Source organism: Telluria sp. ZB4P34, assembly GCF_059686055.1.
Map to the genome: position 1 here is coordinate 586,486 of NZ_JCASIF010000001.1, position 17,960 is coordinate 604,445.

General features: G+C 66.8%; 16 protein-coding genes. 3 read left to right on the top strand and 13 right to left on the bottom strand.

What is annotated here, in order from left to right:
* Positions 1–28 precede the first annotated feature (28 nt).
* Complete coding sequence (gene fdhD, locus AC56KL_RS02585) at positions 29–874, bottom strand: formate dehydrogenase accessory sulfurtransferase FdhD (RefSeq protein ID WP_497178574.1); 846 nt, start codon at positions 872–874, stop codon at positions 29–31.
* The gene (locus tag AC56KL_RS02590) at positions 871–3,189 is read right to left on the bottom strand and encodes an FdhF/YdeP family oxidoreductase (protein ID WP_497178575.1); all 2,319 of its coding nucleotides are present in this window, start codon (positions 3,187–3,189) and stop codon (positions 871–873) included. Before AC56KL_RS02590 ends, fdhD begins: the two co-directional genes overlap by 4 nt.
* Before the next feature lie 271 nt (positions 3,190–3,460).
* On the opposite strand from AC56KL_RS02590, the gene AC56KL_RS02595 reads away from it, so the two are divergent.
* Positions 3,461–4,813: an SGNH/GDSL hydrolase family protein gene (locus tag AC56KL_RS02595; protein ID WP_497178576.1), complete on the top strand. Its 1,353-nt coding sequence runs from the start codon at positions 3,461–3,463 to the stop codon at positions 4,811–4,813.
* A 193-nt stretch (positions 4,814–5,006) separates the two neighbouring features.
* Here AC56KL_RS02595 and AC56KL_RS02600 read toward each other — a convergent pair whose 3' ends face one another.
* A complete protein-coding gene (locus tag AC56KL_RS02600; protein ID WP_497178577.1) occupies positions 5,007–5,618 on the bottom strand; it encodes a tetratricopeptide repeat protein in 612 nt (203 codons plus the stop codon).
* A 106-nt stretch (positions 5,619–5,724) separates the two neighbouring features.
* A complete protein-coding gene (locus AC56KL_RS02605; protein WP_497178578.1) occupies positions 5,725–6,510 on the bottom strand; it encodes a GIN domain-containing protein in 786 nt (261 codons plus the stop codon).
* Between the two features lie 352 nt (positions 6,511–6,862).
* Between AC56KL_RS02605 and AC56KL_RS02610 the strand changes: the two genes are divergently transcribed.
* Together AC56KL_RS02610 and AC56KL_RS02615 are read left to right on the top strand one after the other, a co-directional pair.
* On the top strand, positions 6,863–8,251 hold the full coding sequence (locus tag AC56KL_RS02610; protein ID WP_497178579.1) for a M16 family metallopeptidase: 1,389 nt from the start codon (positions 6,863–6,865) through the stop codon (positions 8,249–8,251).
* 11 nt (positions 8,252–8,262) lie between these two features.
* Entirely contained in the window at positions 8,263–9,678 is a 1,416-nt protein-coding gene (locus tag AC56KL_RS02615; RefSeq protein WP_497178580.1) for a M16 family metallopeptidase, read from the top strand.
* Between the two features lie 200 nt (positions 9,679–9,878).
* Here AC56KL_RS02615 and AC56KL_RS02620 read toward each other — a convergent pair whose 3' ends face one another.
* The 9 genes from AC56KL_RS02620 to AC56KL_RS02660 form a co-directional block, all read right to left on the bottom strand.
* Positions 9,879–10,193, bottom strand: coding sequence for a DMT family transporter (locus tag AC56KL_RS02620; protein ID WP_497178581.1), 315 nt, complete (start codon positions 10,191–10,193; stop codon positions 9,879–9,881).
* Between the two features lie 90 nt (positions 10,194–10,283).
* Complete coding sequence (locus AC56KL_RS02625; protein WP_497178582.1) at positions 10,284–12,185, bottom strand: ATP-binding response regulator; 1,902 nt, start codon at positions 12,183–12,185, stop codon at positions 10,284–10,286.
* Positions 12,182–13,561: an ATP-binding protein gene (locus AC56KL_RS02630; protein ID WP_497178583.1), complete on the bottom strand. Its 1,380-nt coding sequence runs from the start codon at positions 13,559–13,561 to the stop codon at positions 12,182–12,184. The genes AC56KL_RS02625 and AC56KL_RS02630 overlap by 4 nt, the downstream gene beginning before the upstream one ends.
* Positions 13,558–14,595 carry a SpoIIE family protein phosphatase gene (locus tag AC56KL_RS02635; protein ID WP_497178584.1) on the bottom strand — a complete coding sequence of 346 codons (1,038 nt, stop codon included), beginning with the start codon at positions 14,593–14,595 and terminating at the stop codon, positions 13,558–13,560. Before AC56KL_RS02635 ends, AC56KL_RS02630 begins: the two co-directional genes overlap by 4 nt.
* On the bottom strand, positions 14,583–15,050 hold the full coding sequence (locus AC56KL_RS02640; RefSeq protein WP_497178585.1) for an anti-sigma regulatory factor: 468 nt from the start codon (positions 15,048–15,050) through the stop codon (positions 14,583–14,585). Before AC56KL_RS02640 ends, AC56KL_RS02635 begins: the two co-directional genes overlap by 13 nt.
* Positions 15,050–15,406 carry an STAS domain-containing protein gene (locus tag AC56KL_RS02645; protein ID WP_497178586.1) on the bottom strand — a complete coding sequence of 119 codons (357 nt, stop codon included), beginning with the start codon at positions 15,404–15,406 and terminating at the stop codon, positions 15,050–15,052. The genes AC56KL_RS02640 and AC56KL_RS02645 overlap by 1 nt, the downstream gene beginning before the upstream one ends.
* A gap of 10 nt (positions 15,407–15,416) precedes the next feature.
* Complete coding sequence (locus AC56KL_RS02650; RefSeq protein ID WP_497178587.1) at positions 15,417–16,277, bottom strand: STAS domain-containing protein; 861 nt, start codon at positions 16,275–16,277, stop codon at positions 15,417–15,419.
* A gap of 240 nt (positions 16,278–16,517) precedes the next feature.
* Positions 16,518–16,889, bottom strand: a complete 372-nt coding sequence (locus AC56KL_RS02655; RefSeq protein ID WP_497178588.1) for a hypothetical protein — start codon at positions 16,887–16,889, stop codon at positions 16,518–16,520.
* Positions 16,890–17,375: 486 nt separating this feature from the next.
* A complete protein-coding gene (locus AC56KL_RS02660) occupies positions 17,376–17,777 on the bottom strand; it encodes a DUF6973 domain-containing protein (protein ID WP_497178589.1) in 402 nt (133 codons plus the stop codon).
* Positions 17,778–17,960 lie beyond the last annotated feature (183 nt).

Sequence of the window (17,960 nt, forward strand, 5' to 3'; positions counted from 1 at the left end):
GCTTGTCAAGGAGCGCATGATACCGGGTTCACTGCGCCCCCGTCGCCACCCGCTGCGGATGGGAATACAGGACATGGCGCCCTCCCCGCACGAAGCCGAGCAGGCTCACCCCGGCCGCGTCGGCCAGCTGCACCGCCAGCGCGGTCGGCGCCGAGATTGCCGCCAGCAGGGGAATGCCGGCGCGCGCCGCCTTCTGCACCATCTCGAAGCTGGCCCGGCTCGTGACCACCGCAAAACCCTCGCCGGGATCGATCCTGCCGCGCGCCAGTGCGCCAACCAGCTTGTCGAGCGCATTGTGGCGCCCGACATCCTCGCGCACGTACAGCAGTTCGCCGTCCGGCCCCGCCCAGCCGGCCGCGTGCACGGCGCCGGTGGCCTGGTGCAGGTCCTGGCGCGCCGCCATGGCTGCCATCGCGCGATGCAGGGCGTCCGGGTCCAGGCGCAGCGGCGCGGCATGGCCGGGCGCCGGCGCCGCAAACAGCTCTTCCTCGAAACAGGCCAGGCTCTCGACCCCGCACAGGCCGCAGCCGGTCTTGCCCAGGCGTCCCCGGCGCGTTTCCTTCAGGCGCAGCATGGCGCTGGAAGCAATGCGCATCTCGACCACGATGCCGCCCGCGCCCTCTTCCACCTCCAGCCCGTAGATCTCGCGCGCGTCCTGCACGATGCGCTCGCCCAGCGAGAAGCCGAGCGCGAAATCCTCCAGGTCGCAAGGCGAAGCGAGCATCACTGCGTGGCTGATGCCGTTGTAGCTGAGCGCCACCGGCACTTCCTCCGCCACCAGCTCGCTGGCCCCTTCCAGCCGGCCGTCGCGCCAGCGGCCGGCCGGCAGGCGACTGGCGCCCGGCGGCGCAAAGGAAGCGTCGGCGGCGTTCACGCCGGGCTCCCGTCGCGTTCCAGGAACACGTCGATGGCCTTGGCCGCCGGCACCTTGCTTTCCTTGGCATGGTGCCACAGCGGGATCAGGGGATTGAGCTCGGGGAAGTAGCCGGCGATGCAGCCTTCCGGCACGTCGTAGGGCACGACGGCCAGCCCGCCCACCCTGCGCTCGACGCCGTCGTCGGCGGCGCAGCGCAGGGCCACGATGGCGCCCTGCGCCAGCGCGTATTTCGCCATGTCGGCGCGCGCCATGAACAGCACCATGCGGCTGCCGTAGACGCCGCGGAAGCGGTCGTCGTGGCTGTAGATCGTGGTGTTGAACTGGCCGTCGCTGCGCACCGTGAACAGGCGCAGCGCCGCAGGCCCGGTACCGCGCCGCCCGTCGCGCAGGTCGGGATTCCCGTCGAGCCCTTCGGGCGTGGTGAACATCGCCTTGCCGCTCTCGGTCTTCCAGACCCGGTGCGCCGCGGCCAGCGGCTTGCGGAAGCCGCCCGGCGTCCACATGCGGGCATTGAAGTCGTGGAAGATCTCGGGATAGGTCGCCTCGATCGCATCGCGGATGCGCGCGTAATCGGCCACCCAGTCGTCCCAGTCGACGTGCGGATTCGGGTCCAGCGTGGCCTTGGCGATGCCGGCCACGATGGCCGCTTCCGACAGCAGCGTGCCGGCTACCGGTTCGGCCATGCCGCGCGAGCCGTGCATGCAGGCGGTGCTGTCCTCGATGCTCACAGCCTGGGGGCCGCTGCCCTGACGGTCGATCTCGATGCGGCCCAGGCAAGGCAGGATGTAGGAAGCCTTGCCGTGGATGAGGTGGTTGCGATTGAGCTTGGTCGAGACCTGCACCGTCAGCGGGATCTCGCGCCAGGCCGCCTCCATCAGCGCATGCTCCGGCGCCGCGCGCACGAAGTTGCCGCCCAGGCCGATGAAAGCCTGCACGCGCCGGGCCAGGATGCCTTCGCAGGCCTCGACCGTGTCCATGCCCTTCTCTACCGGCGGCTCGAAACCGTACTGCTCCTTCAGCCGGTCGAGCGGCGCCAGCTCGGGCTTCTCGGTGATGCCGACCGTGCGCTGGCCCTGCACGTTGGAGTGGCCGCGCACCGGGCACACGCCGGCGCCGGGTTTACCGATGTTCCCGCGCAGGAGCAGCAGGTTGACGACCATGGCCACGTTCTGCACGCCGTTGCGATGCTGGGTCAGGCCCATGCCATACACCGCCATCACGGCCGTGGACTTGCAGTACACCTCGGCCGCGCTTTCCAGCGCGGCACGCCGCAGGCCCGATTCGCGCTCGATGTCGGCCCAGTCGCAGGCGCGCACCGCCCCCTCGAATTCGGCCAGGCCGTGGGTATGCTCCTGCAGGAAGGCCGTATCGAGCACGCGCGCGCCGCCCGCCGCACGGGCGTCGTCGTCATGGGCGAAGATGGCCTTGCACAAGCCCATGATGGCGGCCGTGTCGCCACCCGGCTTCACCTGGTGGTATTGGGTGCTGATCGGCGTTTCCGAGCGGGTCAGCATCTCGGCTGGTGACTGCGGGTTGGTGAAGCTGACCAGGCCGCGCTCGCGCAAGGGGTTGAAGGTGATGATCGGCACGCCGCGGCGGCGCGCTTCCTGCAGCTGGTGCAGCATGCGCGGGCTGTTCACGCCCACGTTCTGGCCGAAGAAGAAGATGCAGTCGGTCTGGGCGAAGTCGTCCAGCGTCACGGTGCCGACCGGTACGCCGATGGTCTTCTGCAGGCCGACCGAGGTGCTTTCGTGGCACATGTTGGAACTGTCCGGCAGGTTGTTGTTGCCGTACATGCGCGCCAGCAAGCCGTACATGTAGGACGTCTCGAGCGAGGCGCGCCCGGAACTGTAGAACACGACCTGCTTGCGGTCCATGCCGCGCAACGCGGTGCCGATCTCGACGAAGGCCGTGTCCCAGGCGATTTCAAGGTATCTGTCGCTGGCCGCATCGTAGCGCAAGGGGACGGTCAGCCGGCCCTGGTCTTCCAGGCTGTGGTCGTCCCAGGCCTCCAGCTCGCTCACGGTATGGCGCGCGAAGAAGTCCGCGCCGATCGCCTTGCTGGTGGTTTCCCATGCGGTGGCCTTGGCGCCGCTCTCGCAGAATTCGAAGGGATGGGGGTTGGCCGGCTTGGCCCAGGCGCAGCTGACGCAGGCAAAGCCGTCCGGCTTGTTCTGGTTCAGCAGCAGCCGGCTGTCCTTCAGGGGCACCCGCTGGTGCAGCAGGATGCTGGTCACTTCCTGCACCGAGCCCCAACCACCCGCCGGCATGGTCGGGTTTTCGATCCTTACGTCGCGTGAATGCTTGCTCATGGCCGCTCCTCGTTCCTGGAATGGCCACGCTAGTCCTGTTGCCGATGCGGCTCCGTGCGCCTGCGAACACAGTCCTCGCGGTCACGGGTCAATCCGCGGACAAGATTGCTCCCAAGCGCAGGGAAGATTCTTGCAGGCATATCAATCCTGTCACGCCTCGATCTGGCGCAAGGATCGTGGCGTCCTCCTGCTTGTCCATGGCTGCGGGGCTGGCTACATTGGTCAGACGAGCTCATGCATATCGCATGGCCATCACCTCGAGGAGCATACGATGAAACGCTTCCTTCCCCTCCTTGCCAAGGCCGCGCGGCGGCTCCGGGATCACTTGACCGGCGCCGGCGAGCGCATGCAGCCGCCGCGCCGACGCCTGCTGCTGGGCAGCGCGATGCTGGCCGCCGCGATCGCGCTGCCGACCCATCCCGTCGGCGCCCAGCCGTGGACCACGGAGAACTGGACCGGCACCTGGGGCACGGCGCCGGCCGGTCCGCCGCCGGACGCCGGCCTGCAGACCTTCACCGACCAGACGCTGCGCCTGGTCGTCCACACCAGCATAGGCGGCAACCGGGTCCGCATCCGCCTGTCGAACGAACTGGGCAGCACGCCGCTCACGATCGGGGCGGCGCGGATCGGCCTGCGCGCCAGCGGTTCGGACGTGGCGCCCGGCACCGACCGCGCGCTCACCTTCGGCGGCCGCAGCTTCGTCACCATCCCGCCCGGCGCGCCGGCCCTGTCCGACCCGGTCGAGCTGAACGTGCCGGCGCTGTCCGACCTGGCAGTGAGCCTCTACCTGCCGGGGACGGTACAAGCCACCACCCTGCATTCGCTGGCGCTGCAGACCAACTACGTGTCGCTGCCGGGTAACTTCACGGCCGCCCCCACCCTGCCGGTGCAGCGCACCATCACGATCTGGCCCTTCCTCACCGAAGTCGATGTGGATTCGACCGGACCGGCCATCGTCGCGCTGGGCGACTCGATCACCGACGGCACCCGCAGCACGCCGGACACGAATAAGCGCTGGCCCGACTGGCTGGCGCGCCGCCTGCAGACCGAGCGCGATCCCATCGTCGGCATCAACACCCGCTTCGGCGTGGTCAACCGCGGCATCAGCGGCAACCGGCTGCTCGGCAACTCGCCCAATCCGCTGGCCGGACGCAGCGCGCTGGAGCGCTTCGACCGCGACGTGCTGGCCACCGCCGGCGTGCGCTACCTGGTGGTGCTGGTCGGCATCAACGACATCGGCAACAGCTCGCCCGCCAACCCGGTCACGGCGGAAGACCTGATCGCCGGCTACCGCCAGCTGATCAAGCGCGCCCGCTCCAAGGGCATCAGCGTGATCGGCGGCACCCTGACGCCGTTCGAGGGCGCCGGCTACTACTCGCTAGACAAGGAAACCGTGCGGCAGGCGGTGAACAACTGGATCCGCAACAACGACGAGTTCGACGCCGTGATCGACTTCGACCGCGTCACGCGCGACCCGGCCCATCCGACGCGCCTGCTGCCGGCCTACGACAGCGGCGACCACCTGCATCCGAACGACCTCGGTTACCAGGCGATGGGCAATGCGGTGCCGCTGACGCTGTTTCGCGCAGCTGCGAAGGCGGCAGCGCCGGCAGGTGTCAAGTAGGGTGGTCGGCTATGCCGACCGCGCGTTCAAATCCGGCGTGAACAGACTGTGCGTCCATGCTCGATCTGGTCCGGCGTGAACAGACCGTGCGTCCATGCTCGATCTGGTTGGACGCGCGGTCGGGAGGACCCGACCACCCTACGGAGGGCGGCGCGGCTAACGAAAAGCCGCCGGGCTCGCCGGCGGTGTTTGATCAGGAACTGGTGCCCGTACGCGAGCTCGTCGGCAAGGGCCTCCCCGGCTTCCACAGCCGCGACAGCGACTGGGCCTCCTCGATCTGCTCCTGCGTCATCTGGCGCGAGATCGCGGCGCGCTGCTCGACCGCGTTATGGTTGCCGCCGGCCGCAGCCAGGTTCCACAGCATGTAGGCCAGCACCATGTCCTGCGGCATGCCGGCCTGGTGGTAGCGGTACATCAGCCCGAGCGCGTGCTGGGCGTCGGCATGCCCCTGCTCGGCCGCCTTGCGGAACCAGGTCACCGCATGGCGCTGGTCCTGGGGAACCGCGTTGCCGGTGTAATACATGGCGCCCACGACGTACTGCGCGTCGGCCTTGCCCTGCTGGGCGGCCCGGTGGTGCCAGGCAAATGCCTGCTTGTAGTCGCGCGTGACGCCGCGGCCCATGTAATACATCAGGCCCAGCAAATGCTGGGCATCCGCGTGGCCGGACTTGGCGAGCGGGAGGATCTGTTTCAGTGCTGCCGCGTAGTTGCGCGCGTTATACGCGCTGGCCCCTTCCGCGAAGCCCGCATGCGCGCCTGCCTGCAGGCCAAGGGCGAATGCGATTGCTACCAATAGTTTTTTCATGTCTCGACCATGGAATCAGGGTCTCTGCGTACCCTTGGTCCTCGTGATGGACTCATCTTGTTCTTGTTCCCTGCCGCCATTCCTGTTTTGCTCTCGCAGCAGCCGACTACTTCCAGTTGACCTTGCCCAGGCCGTCGACGCTCGTCTTGCGGTTCTGTGGCTTGCCGTACACCGTCACCGAACCCATGCCCGACAGCGTCAGGTTGGCGCTGTCGCGCGCGGTCACGGTGGCGTTGCCCAGGCCCGACAGCTCGAGGGTGACGTTCTCGGCCGCGAAGGCCCGGGCGTCCAGCCCGCCCAGTCCACCGAGCTCCGCCTTGAGCGTGCGGCTGCGGCCCGACAGGGTCACGTAGCCGGCGCCGCTCAGGTTCAGCTCGACGCTGTCGCTGTCGATGCCATGGATCTTCATGCTGCCGACACCGCCCAGGTTCGCGCTCACGACCTTGTAGTTACATGATACATTCATTGAGCCGGCCCCATCCAGGTTAAGCTCGAGCTCGTCGCCGGAGAAACCACTGACTGTCGTGCCGCCGACGCTTTCCGAGCTGACTTCGCGCAGGTTCGGCAGGGTCAGCTCGGCATGCAGGCCCATGCTGCGGCCGAGGTTGATGCGCACGCCCTTGATCTCGGTACCGATGTTGAGGGTGTCGCCGCTTTGCAGCGTGGTAGTCTTGCCGAGCAGGCGCGGGTCGCCGCTCAGCACCAGCATCGGCGTGCTGCCCTGGCGAATCTTGAGGTCCACCACGCCGTCCAGCTTGACGCGCACCACGCGCGCGTCGATCGGGCGGGTCTCGGTGGCCGTGTCCGGCGCCGCGCTCGCGATCCCGATCGTGGCGAGAAGCGAGGTGCCGAGAAGCGCGAACGCCAGGCCGAGCTTGGGAAGCAGTGTCATTGATTTCTCCGAATGCGTGTTCTTGGGTGTCGTTGCTGCCGGCCTCATGAGCTGGCTCTACCGCAACATTACCAGCGTCTGGCCGGTATTGGCATGCTGCAACTATATCTTTCTGGAGGGCCCCTGCCCACCGCCCTGCGATGAACTGCAGAAAACGCGCTCCAGAGCGGCATATGGATGGACAGGGTGTGCTCGCCGGGGACTGTGGCGCGCGACCGACATGGCGCAAACTATTCCATGCAAAAAAGATTACTTATTGGCATGCCATTGCGCTAAGATGCAGCGCATGGCGGCCAAGCCGCCAGCTCAAGTATCGTCACAAGCACACTCCTATCGAGGTCTATCCATGCGCATGCGCCAATTACCTGTATTGCTGGCCGGGCTCACGTTTTCGCTGTCGGCGTTCGCCGCCTCGGCGGACCAGTGGACCCTGCCGGTCGCCGTCAAGAAGCTCGACAACGGCCTGACGGTCATCGTCACCGAAGACCGCAGTTCGCCGACCGTCGGCGTGTCCGTCGTCTACAAAGTGGGCATGCGCCTGGAGCCCAGGAACCGCACCGGTTTCGCCCACCTGTTCGAACACCTGATGTTCCAGGGCACGCCGAACGCCAAGAAGGGGGTGTTCGACACCACCATCACCGCCGGCGGCGGCCGCAACAACGGCTCGACCCGCGCCGACTACACCAACTACATCGAAACGGCGCCGGTGTCGGCGCTGGAGCCGATCCTGTGGCTGGAAGCGGACCGCATGAAGACCCTCGACTTCAACCCGGCCACGCTGAAGAACCAGCAGGACGTGGTGAAGGAAGAGATCCGCGTGAACGTGAAGAACCAGCCTTACGGCGGCTTCATGTGGATCGACATCGGCCAGCACGCCTTCCAGAAATGGGAAAACAACCATGACGGCTACGGCAGCTTCGAAGACCTGGAGAACGCCAGCCTGGAAGACGTGCGCGCCTTCCACCGCGACTACTACGGCCCGAACAACGCCGTGATCGCGATCGCCGGCGACATCACGCCGAGCCAGGGCTTCGCGCTGGCCCAGAAGTACTTCGGCGGCATCCCGGCCCGCCCCACCCCGAAGCCGACCGATTTCAACGAAGGCCTGAACACCCAGGAAAAGCGCATCGTGCAGAGCGACGCGCTGGCCCAGGTGCCGGCCATCGCCGCGGCCTGGAAGATGCCGCCGCGCGGCCACCGCGACCAGGCCGCCATGGCCGTGCTGGGCGAACTGCTGGCCGGCGGCGACGCCTCGCTGCTGTACCAGGGCCTGGTCAAGGGCCGCGAGATCGCGCTCAACGTCGACTCCCTGTTCGGCCTGACCGGCCCCTTCGAGTACGACGGCCCCACCCTCTTGACCGTGTTCGCCCTGTACAAGCCGAACAGCAGCGCCGACGCCATGCTCAAGGCGATCGACGAGGAACTCGCCAAGGTGGCGCAGAACGGCGTGGACGCCGCGACCCTGAAGCGCGTGAAAACCCGCATGCAGGCCAACTGGAACAACCAGCTCGAAAGCTTCATCAACCGCGCCGACATGATGGCCAAGATGCAGGTGATGTGGGGCGACGCCAACGTGGTCAACAAGATCCCGGGCTGGGTCGACGCCGTGAGCTCGGAAGACATCCAGCGCGCGGTGCGCACTTACATGGTGCCGGCCAACCGTACCGTGATCGACCGCAAGCCGGCCGCGATGCTTGCTGCCCCTGCCGCCACCCCTGCCGCCGCCGGCGCAAACAAATAAGGAGCGCATCGATGAAAAAACTGATGCTCGCAATCGCCGTCTCGGTCGCCTTCGCGCCGGCGGCCTACGCCGCCGCGCCTGCCGCGGAAAAATCCCTGCCGATGCCTGCCTATGGCAAGGACAAGCCGATCCCGGTGCCGAAGATCGCCAAGAAAACCCTGGCCAACGGCCTGACCGTGTGGGTCGTGCCGCGCCAGGGCCTGCCGCGCGTGGACTACGTGCTGGCCCTGCGCGGCGCCGGCTTCGCGGCCGACGCGCCAGGCACCCCGGCCTTCGCCAACATGCTGGCCGGCCTGCTCAACGAAGGCAGCGCCAAGCGCGATTCGCGCGCGATCGCCGAAGCGGCCCAGGGCATGGGCGGCTCGGTGGCCGCCAGCGCTTCCTCGGACGGCCTCGTGGTCGCGGCCAACGCGCTGGCGTCGCAAGCCGCGCCGATGATGGGACTGCTGGCCGAAGTCGCCCGCACGCCGGCCTTCCCGGAGAAGGAAGTCGCGCTGGCCAAGGCCAACGCACTGCAGTCGCTGCGCGTGTCGGAAACCCAGCCGGGCTTCCGCGCCGAGCGCGCCATCAGCCGCGCGGTCTATGGCGACCACCCGTACGCCCGCACCACCCCGACGGTGGAGGCGATCAACGCCGTGACCCAGGACATGCTGCGCGCCGAGCACGCCAAGCGCATGCGCCCGGAGCGCGCCCTCCTGGTGATCACCGGGCCGGTCAAGGAAGCCGATGCGTTGAAGCTGGCCGAACAGGCCTTCGGCGACTGGAAGGCCAGCGGCCCGGCCCTGCCGGATACCGCGCCCGCGCCGGCCAGCGCGAAGCCTGCGCGCGTCCTGCTGCAGCGTGACAAGAGCGTGCAGTCGACCGTGCGCCTGGGCAGCCCCGGCATCGCCGCCAGCGCGCCGGACCAGATTCCGCTGCGCCTGGCCAGCACCATCCTGGGCGGCGGCTTCTCGAGCCGCGTGAACAGCAACCTGCGCGAGCAGAAGGGCTACACCTACGGCGCCTCGGCCGGCGCCCGCCTGAACCGCGTGGGCGGAGCGATCGTCGGCGGCGCCGACGTGCGCAACGAAGTGACCGGCGCGGCGCTGAACGAGTTCTTCGCCGAGTTCAAGCGCATCGGAACCGAGCCGGTGCCGGCCAAGGAAATGGAGATGAACAAGCGCTACGTCGCAGGCGGCTACCTGATCAGCAACCAGATGCAGCGCGCGGTCGCGGCCACCCTGGCGCAGAACTGGCTGGTCGGCCTGCCGGCCGAATTCCTGGGCGAATACGTGCCGCGCATCCAGAAGGTCACGCCGGAGCAGGTGCGCGAGGTGTCGCGCAAGTACTTCGCGCCGGAGAACCAGTCGATCGTGGTGGTGGGGGATCCGAAGGCGGTGGGCGAGCAGCTCAAGGCGTTCGGGGAGTTCACGGTGACCGACAAGTGATTCGGCCTGCGTGCTGATGTGGAAAGCCCCGCGCGAGCGGGGCTTTTCGTTTTCACACTGCGCTGCGGAATCGGATTCCGGCCTTCGCCGGGACGACGGCTTGCAGGATGGCGGTGACGGGAGGCCTTCGCACCATTGGCCGTGAAACCGCTATCCCGGTGCAGGCCGGGATCCAATGTTGCAGGCCAGGCGCCGGCTTCTCAATCAGCCAGTTTCATCAACACCAGCCCCGACACGATCAGCACCGCCGCCACCACGCGCATCGTGTTGACCTGTTCCCCCAGCATGACGATCCCGACCACGAAGGCGCCCACGGCGCCGATGCCGGTCCATACCGTATAGGCGGTTCCCAGGGGAAGGGTGCGCATCGCGGCCGTCAGCAGCACGAAGCTGGCGATCATGCCGACCAGGGTGACGACGCTGGGCCACAGGCGGGTAAAGCCGTTCGACTGCTTCATCGCCACCGCCCACACCACTTCGAACAATCCTGCTACAAACAACATCAGCCAAGCCATACCGGCTCTCCTTGCGAAAAACCGGGCCGTCCCGGACATTGTTCCCACTGCGGGGGAGGTCGTCCTCCTGAGCGGAGAATTGTAGCCGAGCTAGCCCTTCAGCGCCCGCTCCAGGTCGGGCAGCTCGGCCGGCTTGACCAGGTGCGCATCGAAACCGGCGTCCATCGCGCGCTTGCGGTCTTCCGGCGAGCCATAGCCGGTGTGCGCCACCAGCCGGATGCCGGACAGGGCCGGGTTCTGCTTGACACGGCGCGCTACTTCGTAGCCGTCGATCCCAGGCAGGCCGATGTCGAGCACGATCACGTGCGGCCGCTGGCGCAGCGCCAGTTCCTCGATCTGGGAAGCGTCCGAGGTGGTGCAGGTCTCGTAGCCCATTTCGGCCAGCAGGAAGCCCATCATTTCCATCGCATCGACATTGTCGTCGACCAGCAGCACGCGCATGCCGCTGCCGCCGGTGTCGGCCAACTGGCACTGTTCCGGGCTGGCCGCCGGGGCGCTCACGCGCAGCAGCGGCAGCTCGACCGTGAAGGTGCTGCCCAGGCCAACGCCCGGACTCTCGGCCAACAGGCGCCCGCCGTGCAGTTCGAGCAGGTGCGACACCAGCGACAGGCCGATGCCCAGCCCTTCGGGGGCGCGGTCGGGCGGCGCGTCGACCTGGGCGAACATGGTGAAGATGCGCGCCAGGTTGTCCTCGGCGATGCCGATGCCGCTGTCGCGCACGGAGATCTGCACCCGCTCGTTCTCCAGCACCTGCACGCTTACCGCGAGCTGCCCGCCCTGGGGCGTGAACTTCGCGGCATTGTGCAGCAGGTTGCCGACCGACTGGGCCAGGCGCACCGGGTCGCCCATCACCCATACCTCCTGCTCCGGCAGTTGCACGTCCAGGTGGTGGCTGCGCGCCGTGATGAGAGGGCCGGCGGTTTCGATGGCCTGGGCGATCACCGCGCCCAGGTCCACCTCTTCGGTGCGCAGCACGATCTTGCCCTCCGAGATGCGGGCGACGTCGAGCAGGTCGTCCACCAGGTGCGCCAGGTGATCGACCTGGCGCGTGATGACTTCACGCGCGCGCGCCTGGCGCTCGGCGCCGGCGGTGCCCGCTGCGTCGCTCGCTCCCAGCAGCGCGGCCGCGTTGCGGATCGGGCTGAGCGGATTGCGCAATTCGTGCGCCAGCGTGGCGAGGAACTGGTTCTTGTTGCGGTCGGCGGCGCGCAGCAGCGCCTCCATCTCCTTGCGCGCCGTGATGTCGCTGGTCACGCGCGCCACCCGGTACACCTCGCTGCGCCCGTCGCGTACGGCGAACAAGCGGTCGCGCACCCAGAGGATCCGCCCGTCGGGGCCATGGATGCGGAATTCGTCGTCGTAGTGCGGCGCCTCCGGCAGCCGGCGCCAGCGCGCGGCAATGCGCTCGCGGTCGTCCGCATGCACGGCGTCCAGCCAGCTTCCCGGCCGCTCGGACAGGGCATCGGGCGCCCCGCCCCAGATCGCCGAATACGCCGGGCTGACGTAGATCAACCTCCCATCGGGGACGGAAAACATCCAGAACACGTCGTCGATGTTGTCGGTGATCTGGCGAAAGCGCTCTTCGCTGTCGCGCAGCTCGACCTGGGTCTCGCGCATGCGCAGCAGCGCATTCACGTTGGCGATCAGCTCATCGGCCTCGATCGGCGCCGCCAGGTAGTTGTCGGCGCCGCCTTCCAACCCGCGGATCTTGTCGGCGCGGCCGGTCAGGGCGGCCGAGGTCTGCAGGACCAGCACCATGGCGCTGTCCGGATTGACCTTGATGCGGCGGCAGACCTCGATGCCGTTAATGTCCGGCAGCTTCACGTCGAGCAGCACGAGCGCGGGGCACAGGCGCTTGACCATCTCCAGCGCGTCGGTGCCGTTGGCCGCCTCCGCCACCTCGAAACCCGCTCCCTGCAGGATCCGGCTCTTGGCATAGCGGGCGCCGTCGTTATCGTCGACGTTGAGGATGAGGAAGGGATTGGCTGTCATTCTTCGGTTCCATCGTGGCTGGCTTGCCGCGCGTGTTCCGGCAAGCGTCTCGGCAGGGTAAGCGTGAAGGTCGAGCCCTCGCCTACGGTGCTGGCGACGTCGACGCGTCCGTGCAGCAGTTCGGCCAGTTTGCGGCACAGCGGCAGTCCGAGGCCGGTGCCCTTGCTGCGCCGCTGGAGCGGATGCTCGATCTGGCTGAACTCTTCAAATATCAGTTGGAGGTTGTCCGGGCTGATGCCGATCCCGGTATCAAGGACCGCAAAGGCGATCGTATCGTGCTGCGCATCGTAGGTGGCCGACACGCGCACCGCCCCGCGCTCGGTGAACTTCAGCGCGTTCGAGATGAAGTTGCGCAGGATCTGGGAGATCTTGCCCTCGTCGGAATCGAAGGGATCATGCATGTCGGATTCGAATACCAGCTCCACGCGGCCGTCGTCGACCAGCGGACGCATCATGCCCTTGAGCGCGCGGAACAGGTTGTCGACCACCACCGGCGCCAGCTGCACGTCGACCTTGCCGGCCTCGATCTTGGCCAGGTCGAGCAGGTCGTTGACCAGCTCCGACAGGTCGCCCGCGGCCTTGGCGATGAACTGCACCTGGCGCTCCTGCTCGGTGCTCAAGTCGCCGTCCATGCGGGCCAGCAGCAGCTGGGCGAGGGCGCGGATCGAGGACAGCGGCGTGCGCAGCTCATGGCTGGTATTCGACAGAAAGCGCGACTTCATCTCATCGGCACGGCGCAATCGCTCGGCCTTGTCTTCGATCTCGGCGTAGAGCGCGACGATGCCGCGGTTGGTGTCTTCCAGCTCGCGCGTCAGCGACAGCAGGTCTTCCTGGCGCTCGCGCAGCTCGGCCAGGGTCGACAGCAGCTCGTGATTCTGCTGCTCCAGCTCCTGCAGGGTGTTCGATACCGGGCTGCCCGCCAGGCGCCTGCTGATCTCGGCCAGGCGCGCGGCGTCCACGACCGCCTGCGGCGGCAGCGCCTTGCGCATGGTCACCGCGGTGACGGCGCCCTGCTCCGGCTCGACCTCGCAGGCATCCATCAGGCGGTGGGCGCTGATCAGGGCCAGTTCCGGCAACGTGCGGCTCAAGCCCTCGTCCAGCCCGGCCGGCGCGGACAGCATGCGCGCTCCGCTGCCCGGATGGATCGTGACTTCCAGGTGCTGGCGCGCCAGTTTGCTGCCCAGCAGGAAGGCGGCGCGCCCGCCCGAACCCTGGTGGCAGGCCGCGCGCGCGATCTCAGACACGGCGGTGGCCACGCGTACCTGGTCCTGCTGCGAAAAACCGAGCAGCTCCGATAGTTGGCGCGCACGCTGGCGCACCAGCACCACGTCCTGGTCGCTGTCGAGGGCCACGCTGAGGATGCGCTGCAGGTTCACCGGACACTCCCGTGCCTGCGCACCACCAGCACCATGGCGTCGTCGCGCCGGCGGATGAAATCGCGCATCAGCATGGCGGCGATCAGGGCCGGGCTGCGCGCCACCAGGCCCGGATACTTGTCCAGGTCCCACTGGGTCTGGATGCCGTCCGAGTGCATGATGCACAGCGCGCCGGGTCCGAACGGCAGTGCGAATTCCTGCACCTTGCGCATGTTGTGCCCAACGATGCCGTTGTGCGACACCAGCGCCCGGCGCTTGGCGTCGCTCGTGTCGAGCACGCAGCCGGCGATATTGCCGACGCCGGCGAAACGCAGCTCGCCGGCCTCGTAGTCGATCCGCGCCGTCGCAGCCGCTGCGCCGCGGGTCGGGCGCAGCGCCTCGTGCACGGCGTTCATCAGTTCACCCGCGTGTGCGCTCTTGCTCGCTTCGATGGCGCGTACCGCGGCGGCGGACGCGCGCGCCGCCTCGGGTCCATGACCAAGCCCGTCGGCAGCCAGCAACGTCGCCCCGCGGGCATCGCAGCGCACCGCCCAGCCGTCGCCGCACGCCTCTTCTCCCGCCACCGGCATCCACAGGGCGCCGACCTCGACGCCGCAGGGCTCCGGAGGCGTGGCGTCGCGCCACAGCCGCATGAAGAAGGCCGAGCCCTTTCCCGGCTGCGTGTAGGCGTCGAACTCGTCGGCCAGGCGGCCCAGCGCCCCCAGGCCGGTTCCCGCCGTGCCCGCCGTGGACATGCCGTCGACCAGGCTGGCATCGAGGTCGACGATACCGGGGCCGTTGTCGACCGCCAGCACGTCGATGCCCACCCCGGCGCCGGACTGCGCCGGTCCGAGGTGGATCTCGCCCTCGCCGGCGTGCTTGAGGATGTTGGTGGCGGCTTCGGTGACGATCAGCGCGAGCTGGCCGGCGCGGGTCTCGCTGAAGCCGAGCGCATCGGCCAGTTTCTGGCCGATGCGCCGCACCGCGGCGACGTCGCTCGCGTGCCTGATCGCATGCACTTCCTGCTGCGTGAGTGAACTGATCAGCGTTTCCATTTCACCACCAGCACGGCAGTGCCCTCTCCCGGACGGCTGTCGATCTCGAATTCCTCCACCAGGCGCTTGGAGCCGCCCAGGCCGAGGCCGAGCCCGCCGCCGGTGGTGAAACCGTCGCGCAAGGCACTGTCGATGTCGGGAATACCCGGCCCGTTGTCGACGAACAGCAGGCCGATGCCCTTCCGGATGCCGTCGGCCAGGCTGTCGAGGTGGACCTCGCCTCCGCCGCCGTACTTGATCGTGTTACGTCCCAATTCGCTCGCGGCGGTCACCAGCTTGGTCTGGTCAACCAGCGACAAGGCAATGGCCACCGCCCGCTCGCGCACCTGCTTGCGCAGGCCTACAACGTCCTCGTCCGACTGCAGGCGCAGGGTCACGCGTGCGTTGCGGTGCTGGCGGTGGCGATCCAGCAACGCGGTGTCGAACAGGACTGCGTCGGTATGCGCGCCGTTCATTATTTAAAGCTCTTTCCCAGGAGGGCCATGCCTTTTTCGACGTTCAGGGCGGTCCTGACGCCGTGCAGCGTCAGGCCCAGCTCGACGAGCGTGATCGCCACGGCCGGCTGCATGCCGACCACCACGGTGCGGGCGTCGAGCACGCGCGCCATGGCGGCGGTATTGCTGATCATGCGGCCGATGAAGGAGTCGACCAGGTCCAGCGCCGAGATGTCGATCAGGACGCCCTTGGCGCCGTCGCTCACGATGCGCTCGGTCAGGTCGTCCTGCAGCTGCATGGCGAGGCGGTCGTGCATGTCGACCTGGATCGTCACGAGCAGCAGGTCGCCCATGCGCAGAATTGGAATGCGTTCCATGCGGATTCGCTCAGGACTTGAGGGTGATGGTGGTACCGGTACGCTCGAGCGCGACCAGGAAGGCGTCGGCCAGGGTGGCCTTGGTGACCACGTCTTCCAGGTTCACGCCGAGGTGCACGATGGTCTGGGCGATCTGCGGGCGGATGCCGCTGATGATGCAGTCGGCCCCCATCAGTCGGGCGGCGGCGATGGTCTTCATCAGGTGCTGCGCCACCAGGGTGTCGACGGTCGGCACGCCGGTGATGTCGATGATGGCGATCATGGCGCCGGTGTCGACGATCTTCTGCAGGATGTTTTCCATCACCACCTGGGTGCGGGCCGAGTCCAGGGTGCCGATCAGCGGCAGCGCCAGGATGCCGTTCCACAGCTTGACCACCGGCGTGGACAGCTCGAGCAGTTCCTGCTGCTGGCGCACGATGATCTGGTCCTTGGTCTTCTGGAACACTTCGATGGTGTACAGGCCCAGCTTATCGAGCAGGGTGCTGACGGTCCATGATGCGACGGCGATGCCTTCGGCATCGCCGTCGAAACCGGCGCGCAGCTGCGCGAACAAGGGCTGCTTCAGGGAGAACACGAAGGTGGCGGTCTCGCTCGGGGTCGAGCCGGACCTGGCGCGGGCGGACGAAATCTCGGCCAGCAGGTCGCGCACCTCGTCCCAAGAGCGGTGGTCGATGTTGTCGAATTCACCGCCACGGGTGGCATTGGCCAGGGCCGCGATGAATTGCTGGCAGTGCTTGCGTAACTGCTCCTTCGAGCTCGAGGTACCGCGCACGATCAGCGCTTCCAGCTGCTTGATCCACTCCGCGCCGATCTCGGCCTGGTGTTCCTGGATGAGCTGGCTGATACGGGCGGCGTAGTCCTTCGTGGTCATCGGTTCGATTCCTAGCATTGAATGGTTGATTTCATGAGTCGCCGCGCGGAACACGGGCGTGCGCTTCCATCGTTAAGCGAATAAATAACTATAACACTTATTGCATTACGGTTACGACACACTTGCGTCGCGTGCGGGCCGATCGACGATGGAAAAACGCCGGCCGGAAGCGCCGGCGGATTGGGGCTAAACGGCCGCTCCCGAGGCTGCGCTTGCTCGGCCGCAGGCAGGACGGACGACCTAGTTGAGCGGCCTGAGCAGGACCTCGATTACCCGGCCGCTGATGCGGTCGATCCGAAACACCAGCAGCTGCTGGCTGCCGGGACGGCCGTCTGCAGTAGATTGAGCAACGAGGTAGGCCGGGTCCTCGAAGTCGGCGTAGCGCGTGGGTTCGCCCAGCCATCGTTTCAGCTCGACGACGGTCATGCCGGCCGGCGGATGCTTGTCGAGGAAGGAAGACATCATGCAGCCCCGCCCTACCCGGTCGGCCTGCGCCCAGCGCTCGCGGTCGAAGTCGCAGGCCCCCCATCCGAAGAACAGGGCGACGGAGGTGTTGCCGCCGCAGGCTTGCAGGCAGAGGGACAGGCAGATCGGGGAAATCAGGGAGCGCATCACTCTCCGATCAGCAGGCGAGCGCGAGATTTTACTTTCGGCTCTACCATGGCCATTGTTTGCGCCACTCACAATTCTCACACAAGCTGCATGGCGGTCAGCCCTACTGCCGGATTTCGGGCAGCAAACGGGCTTCCATCACACGCCCAGTTCGTTTGTCGGTAACGAAGACCAGCAAGTATCCTTTCCCATACTCGCTCTCAACTGTCGGGGGCCCAAGAACATAAGCGGGATCTTCATCATAGTCCGCGTATCCTGTTGGCTCACCGAGCAATTGTTTAACCTGCAGCCTAGTCAACTGCTCAGGCGCGTGCTGGGATAGGAACGAAGCCAACATTTGTCCGCGCTCAACTTGCGTCGCGGCCGCCCAAGCCTGCGGTGTGAATGCCCGGTCGCCTAAAGCACGTGCCTGCTCTGCAAGGGATGGACGACTGCACCCACAAATAATGAGAAGCACGCAGAGTAAGGGAAGAATGCGCCGCATCGTCACTTTACACGAACCTTTAGTTTTCCGGATTCGAGAGCTGTCATACATCGCAAACTCAGACTCGCGTTCGTTCCTCTGGTTCGACCAATGTCCAATCCCATCCGGTTGTTGTGCAAGTCCATGCGCTTTTCGCCTATGGCATTGCCGGGAAAATTTTCATGCGCGGTAGTAAAGACCAATGCATTGGCAAAGCCCAGATCGCGTGCCAACAGTGCAGACCAGAAGCAGTGGCGAAATGCGTCTGACCTATCGTTCCGTCCGTTCACTCGGAAACGCCGGATCGTTTCGGCAAACGCAGTTGAACGCGCTTCCTTGATGGCGAAGGCATGATGCGGATGGCCGTGCAGGTATGCCTTTTCCGCCGGGGTAAGAATTTTGTATTGTTGATAAACGACCAACATGCGCGCTCCTCAGCCAATTGATGCTGTCGCCACATGGTTTTTCATGAGCGATCGCATTGCAATCATCCTGGTAGCAAAGCAAGCCGTGGTTGGCAATACGCAAACGAAAGCGATGTATGTTCTTTTGGAAGCGGGATCAGAACCGCAACGCATAAAAAAACCGCCAGGCTCACGCACTGGCGG

Excerpts from the sequence above, each read along its gene's own strand:
- AC56KL_RS02590 (WP_497178575.1), bottom strand. The coding sequence starts at position 3,189 with ATGAGCAAGCATTCACGCGACGTAAGGATCGAAAACCCGACCATGCCG.
- AC56KL_RS02595 (WP_497178576.1), top strand. The coding sequence starts at position 3,461 with ATGAAACGCTTCCTTCCCCTCCTTGCCAAGGCCGCGCGGCGGCTCCGG.
- AC56KL_RS02600 (WP_497178577.1), bottom strand. The coding sequence starts at position 5,618 with ATGAAAAAACTATTGGTAGCAATCGCATTCGCCCTTGGCCTGCAGGCA.
- AC56KL_RS02605 (WP_497178578.1), bottom strand. The coding sequence starts at position 6,510 with ATGACACTGCTTCCCAAGCTCGGCCTGGCGTTCGCGCTTCTCGGCACC.
- AC56KL_RS02610 (WP_497178579.1), top strand. The coding sequence starts at position 6,863 with ATGCGCCAATTACCTGTATTGCTGGCCGGGCTCACGTTTTCGCTGTCG.
- AC56KL_RS02615 (WP_497178580.1), top strand. The coding sequence starts at position 8,263 with ATGAAAAAACTGATGCTCGCAATCGCCGTCTCGGTCGCCTTCGCGCCG.
- AC56KL_RS02620 (WP_497178581.1), bottom strand. The coding sequence starts at position 10,193 with ATGGCTTGGCTGATGTTGTTTGTAGCAGGATTGTTCGAAGTGGTGTGG.
- AC56KL_RS02625 (WP_497178582.1), bottom strand. The coding sequence starts at position 12,185 with ATGACAGCCAATCCCTTCCTCATCCTCAACGTCGACGATAACGACGGC.
- AC56KL_RS02635 (WP_497178584.1), bottom strand. The coding sequence starts at position 14,595 with ATGGAAACGCTGATCAGTTCACTCACGCAGCAGGAAGTGCATGCGATC.
- AC56KL_RS02640 (WP_497178585.1), bottom strand. The coding sequence starts at position 15,050 with ATGAACGGCGCGCATACCGACGCAGTCCTGTTCGACACCGCGTTGCTG.
- AC56KL_RS02645 (WP_497178586.1), bottom strand. The coding sequence starts at position 15,406 with ATGGAACGCATTCCAATTCTGCGCATGGGCGACCTGCTGCTCGTGACG.
- AC56KL_RS02650 (WP_497178587.1), bottom strand. The coding sequence starts at position 16,277 with ATGACCACGAAGGACTACGCCGCCCGTATCAGCCAGCTCATCCAGGAA.
- AC56KL_RS02655 (WP_497178588.1), bottom strand. The coding sequence starts at position 16,889 with ATGCGCTCCCTGATTTCCCCGATCTGCCTGTCCCTCTGCCTGCAAGCC.
- AC56KL_RS02660 (WP_497178589.1), bottom strand. The coding sequence starts at position 17,777 with ATGTTGGTCGTTTATCAACAATACAAAATTCTTACCCCGGCGGAAAAG.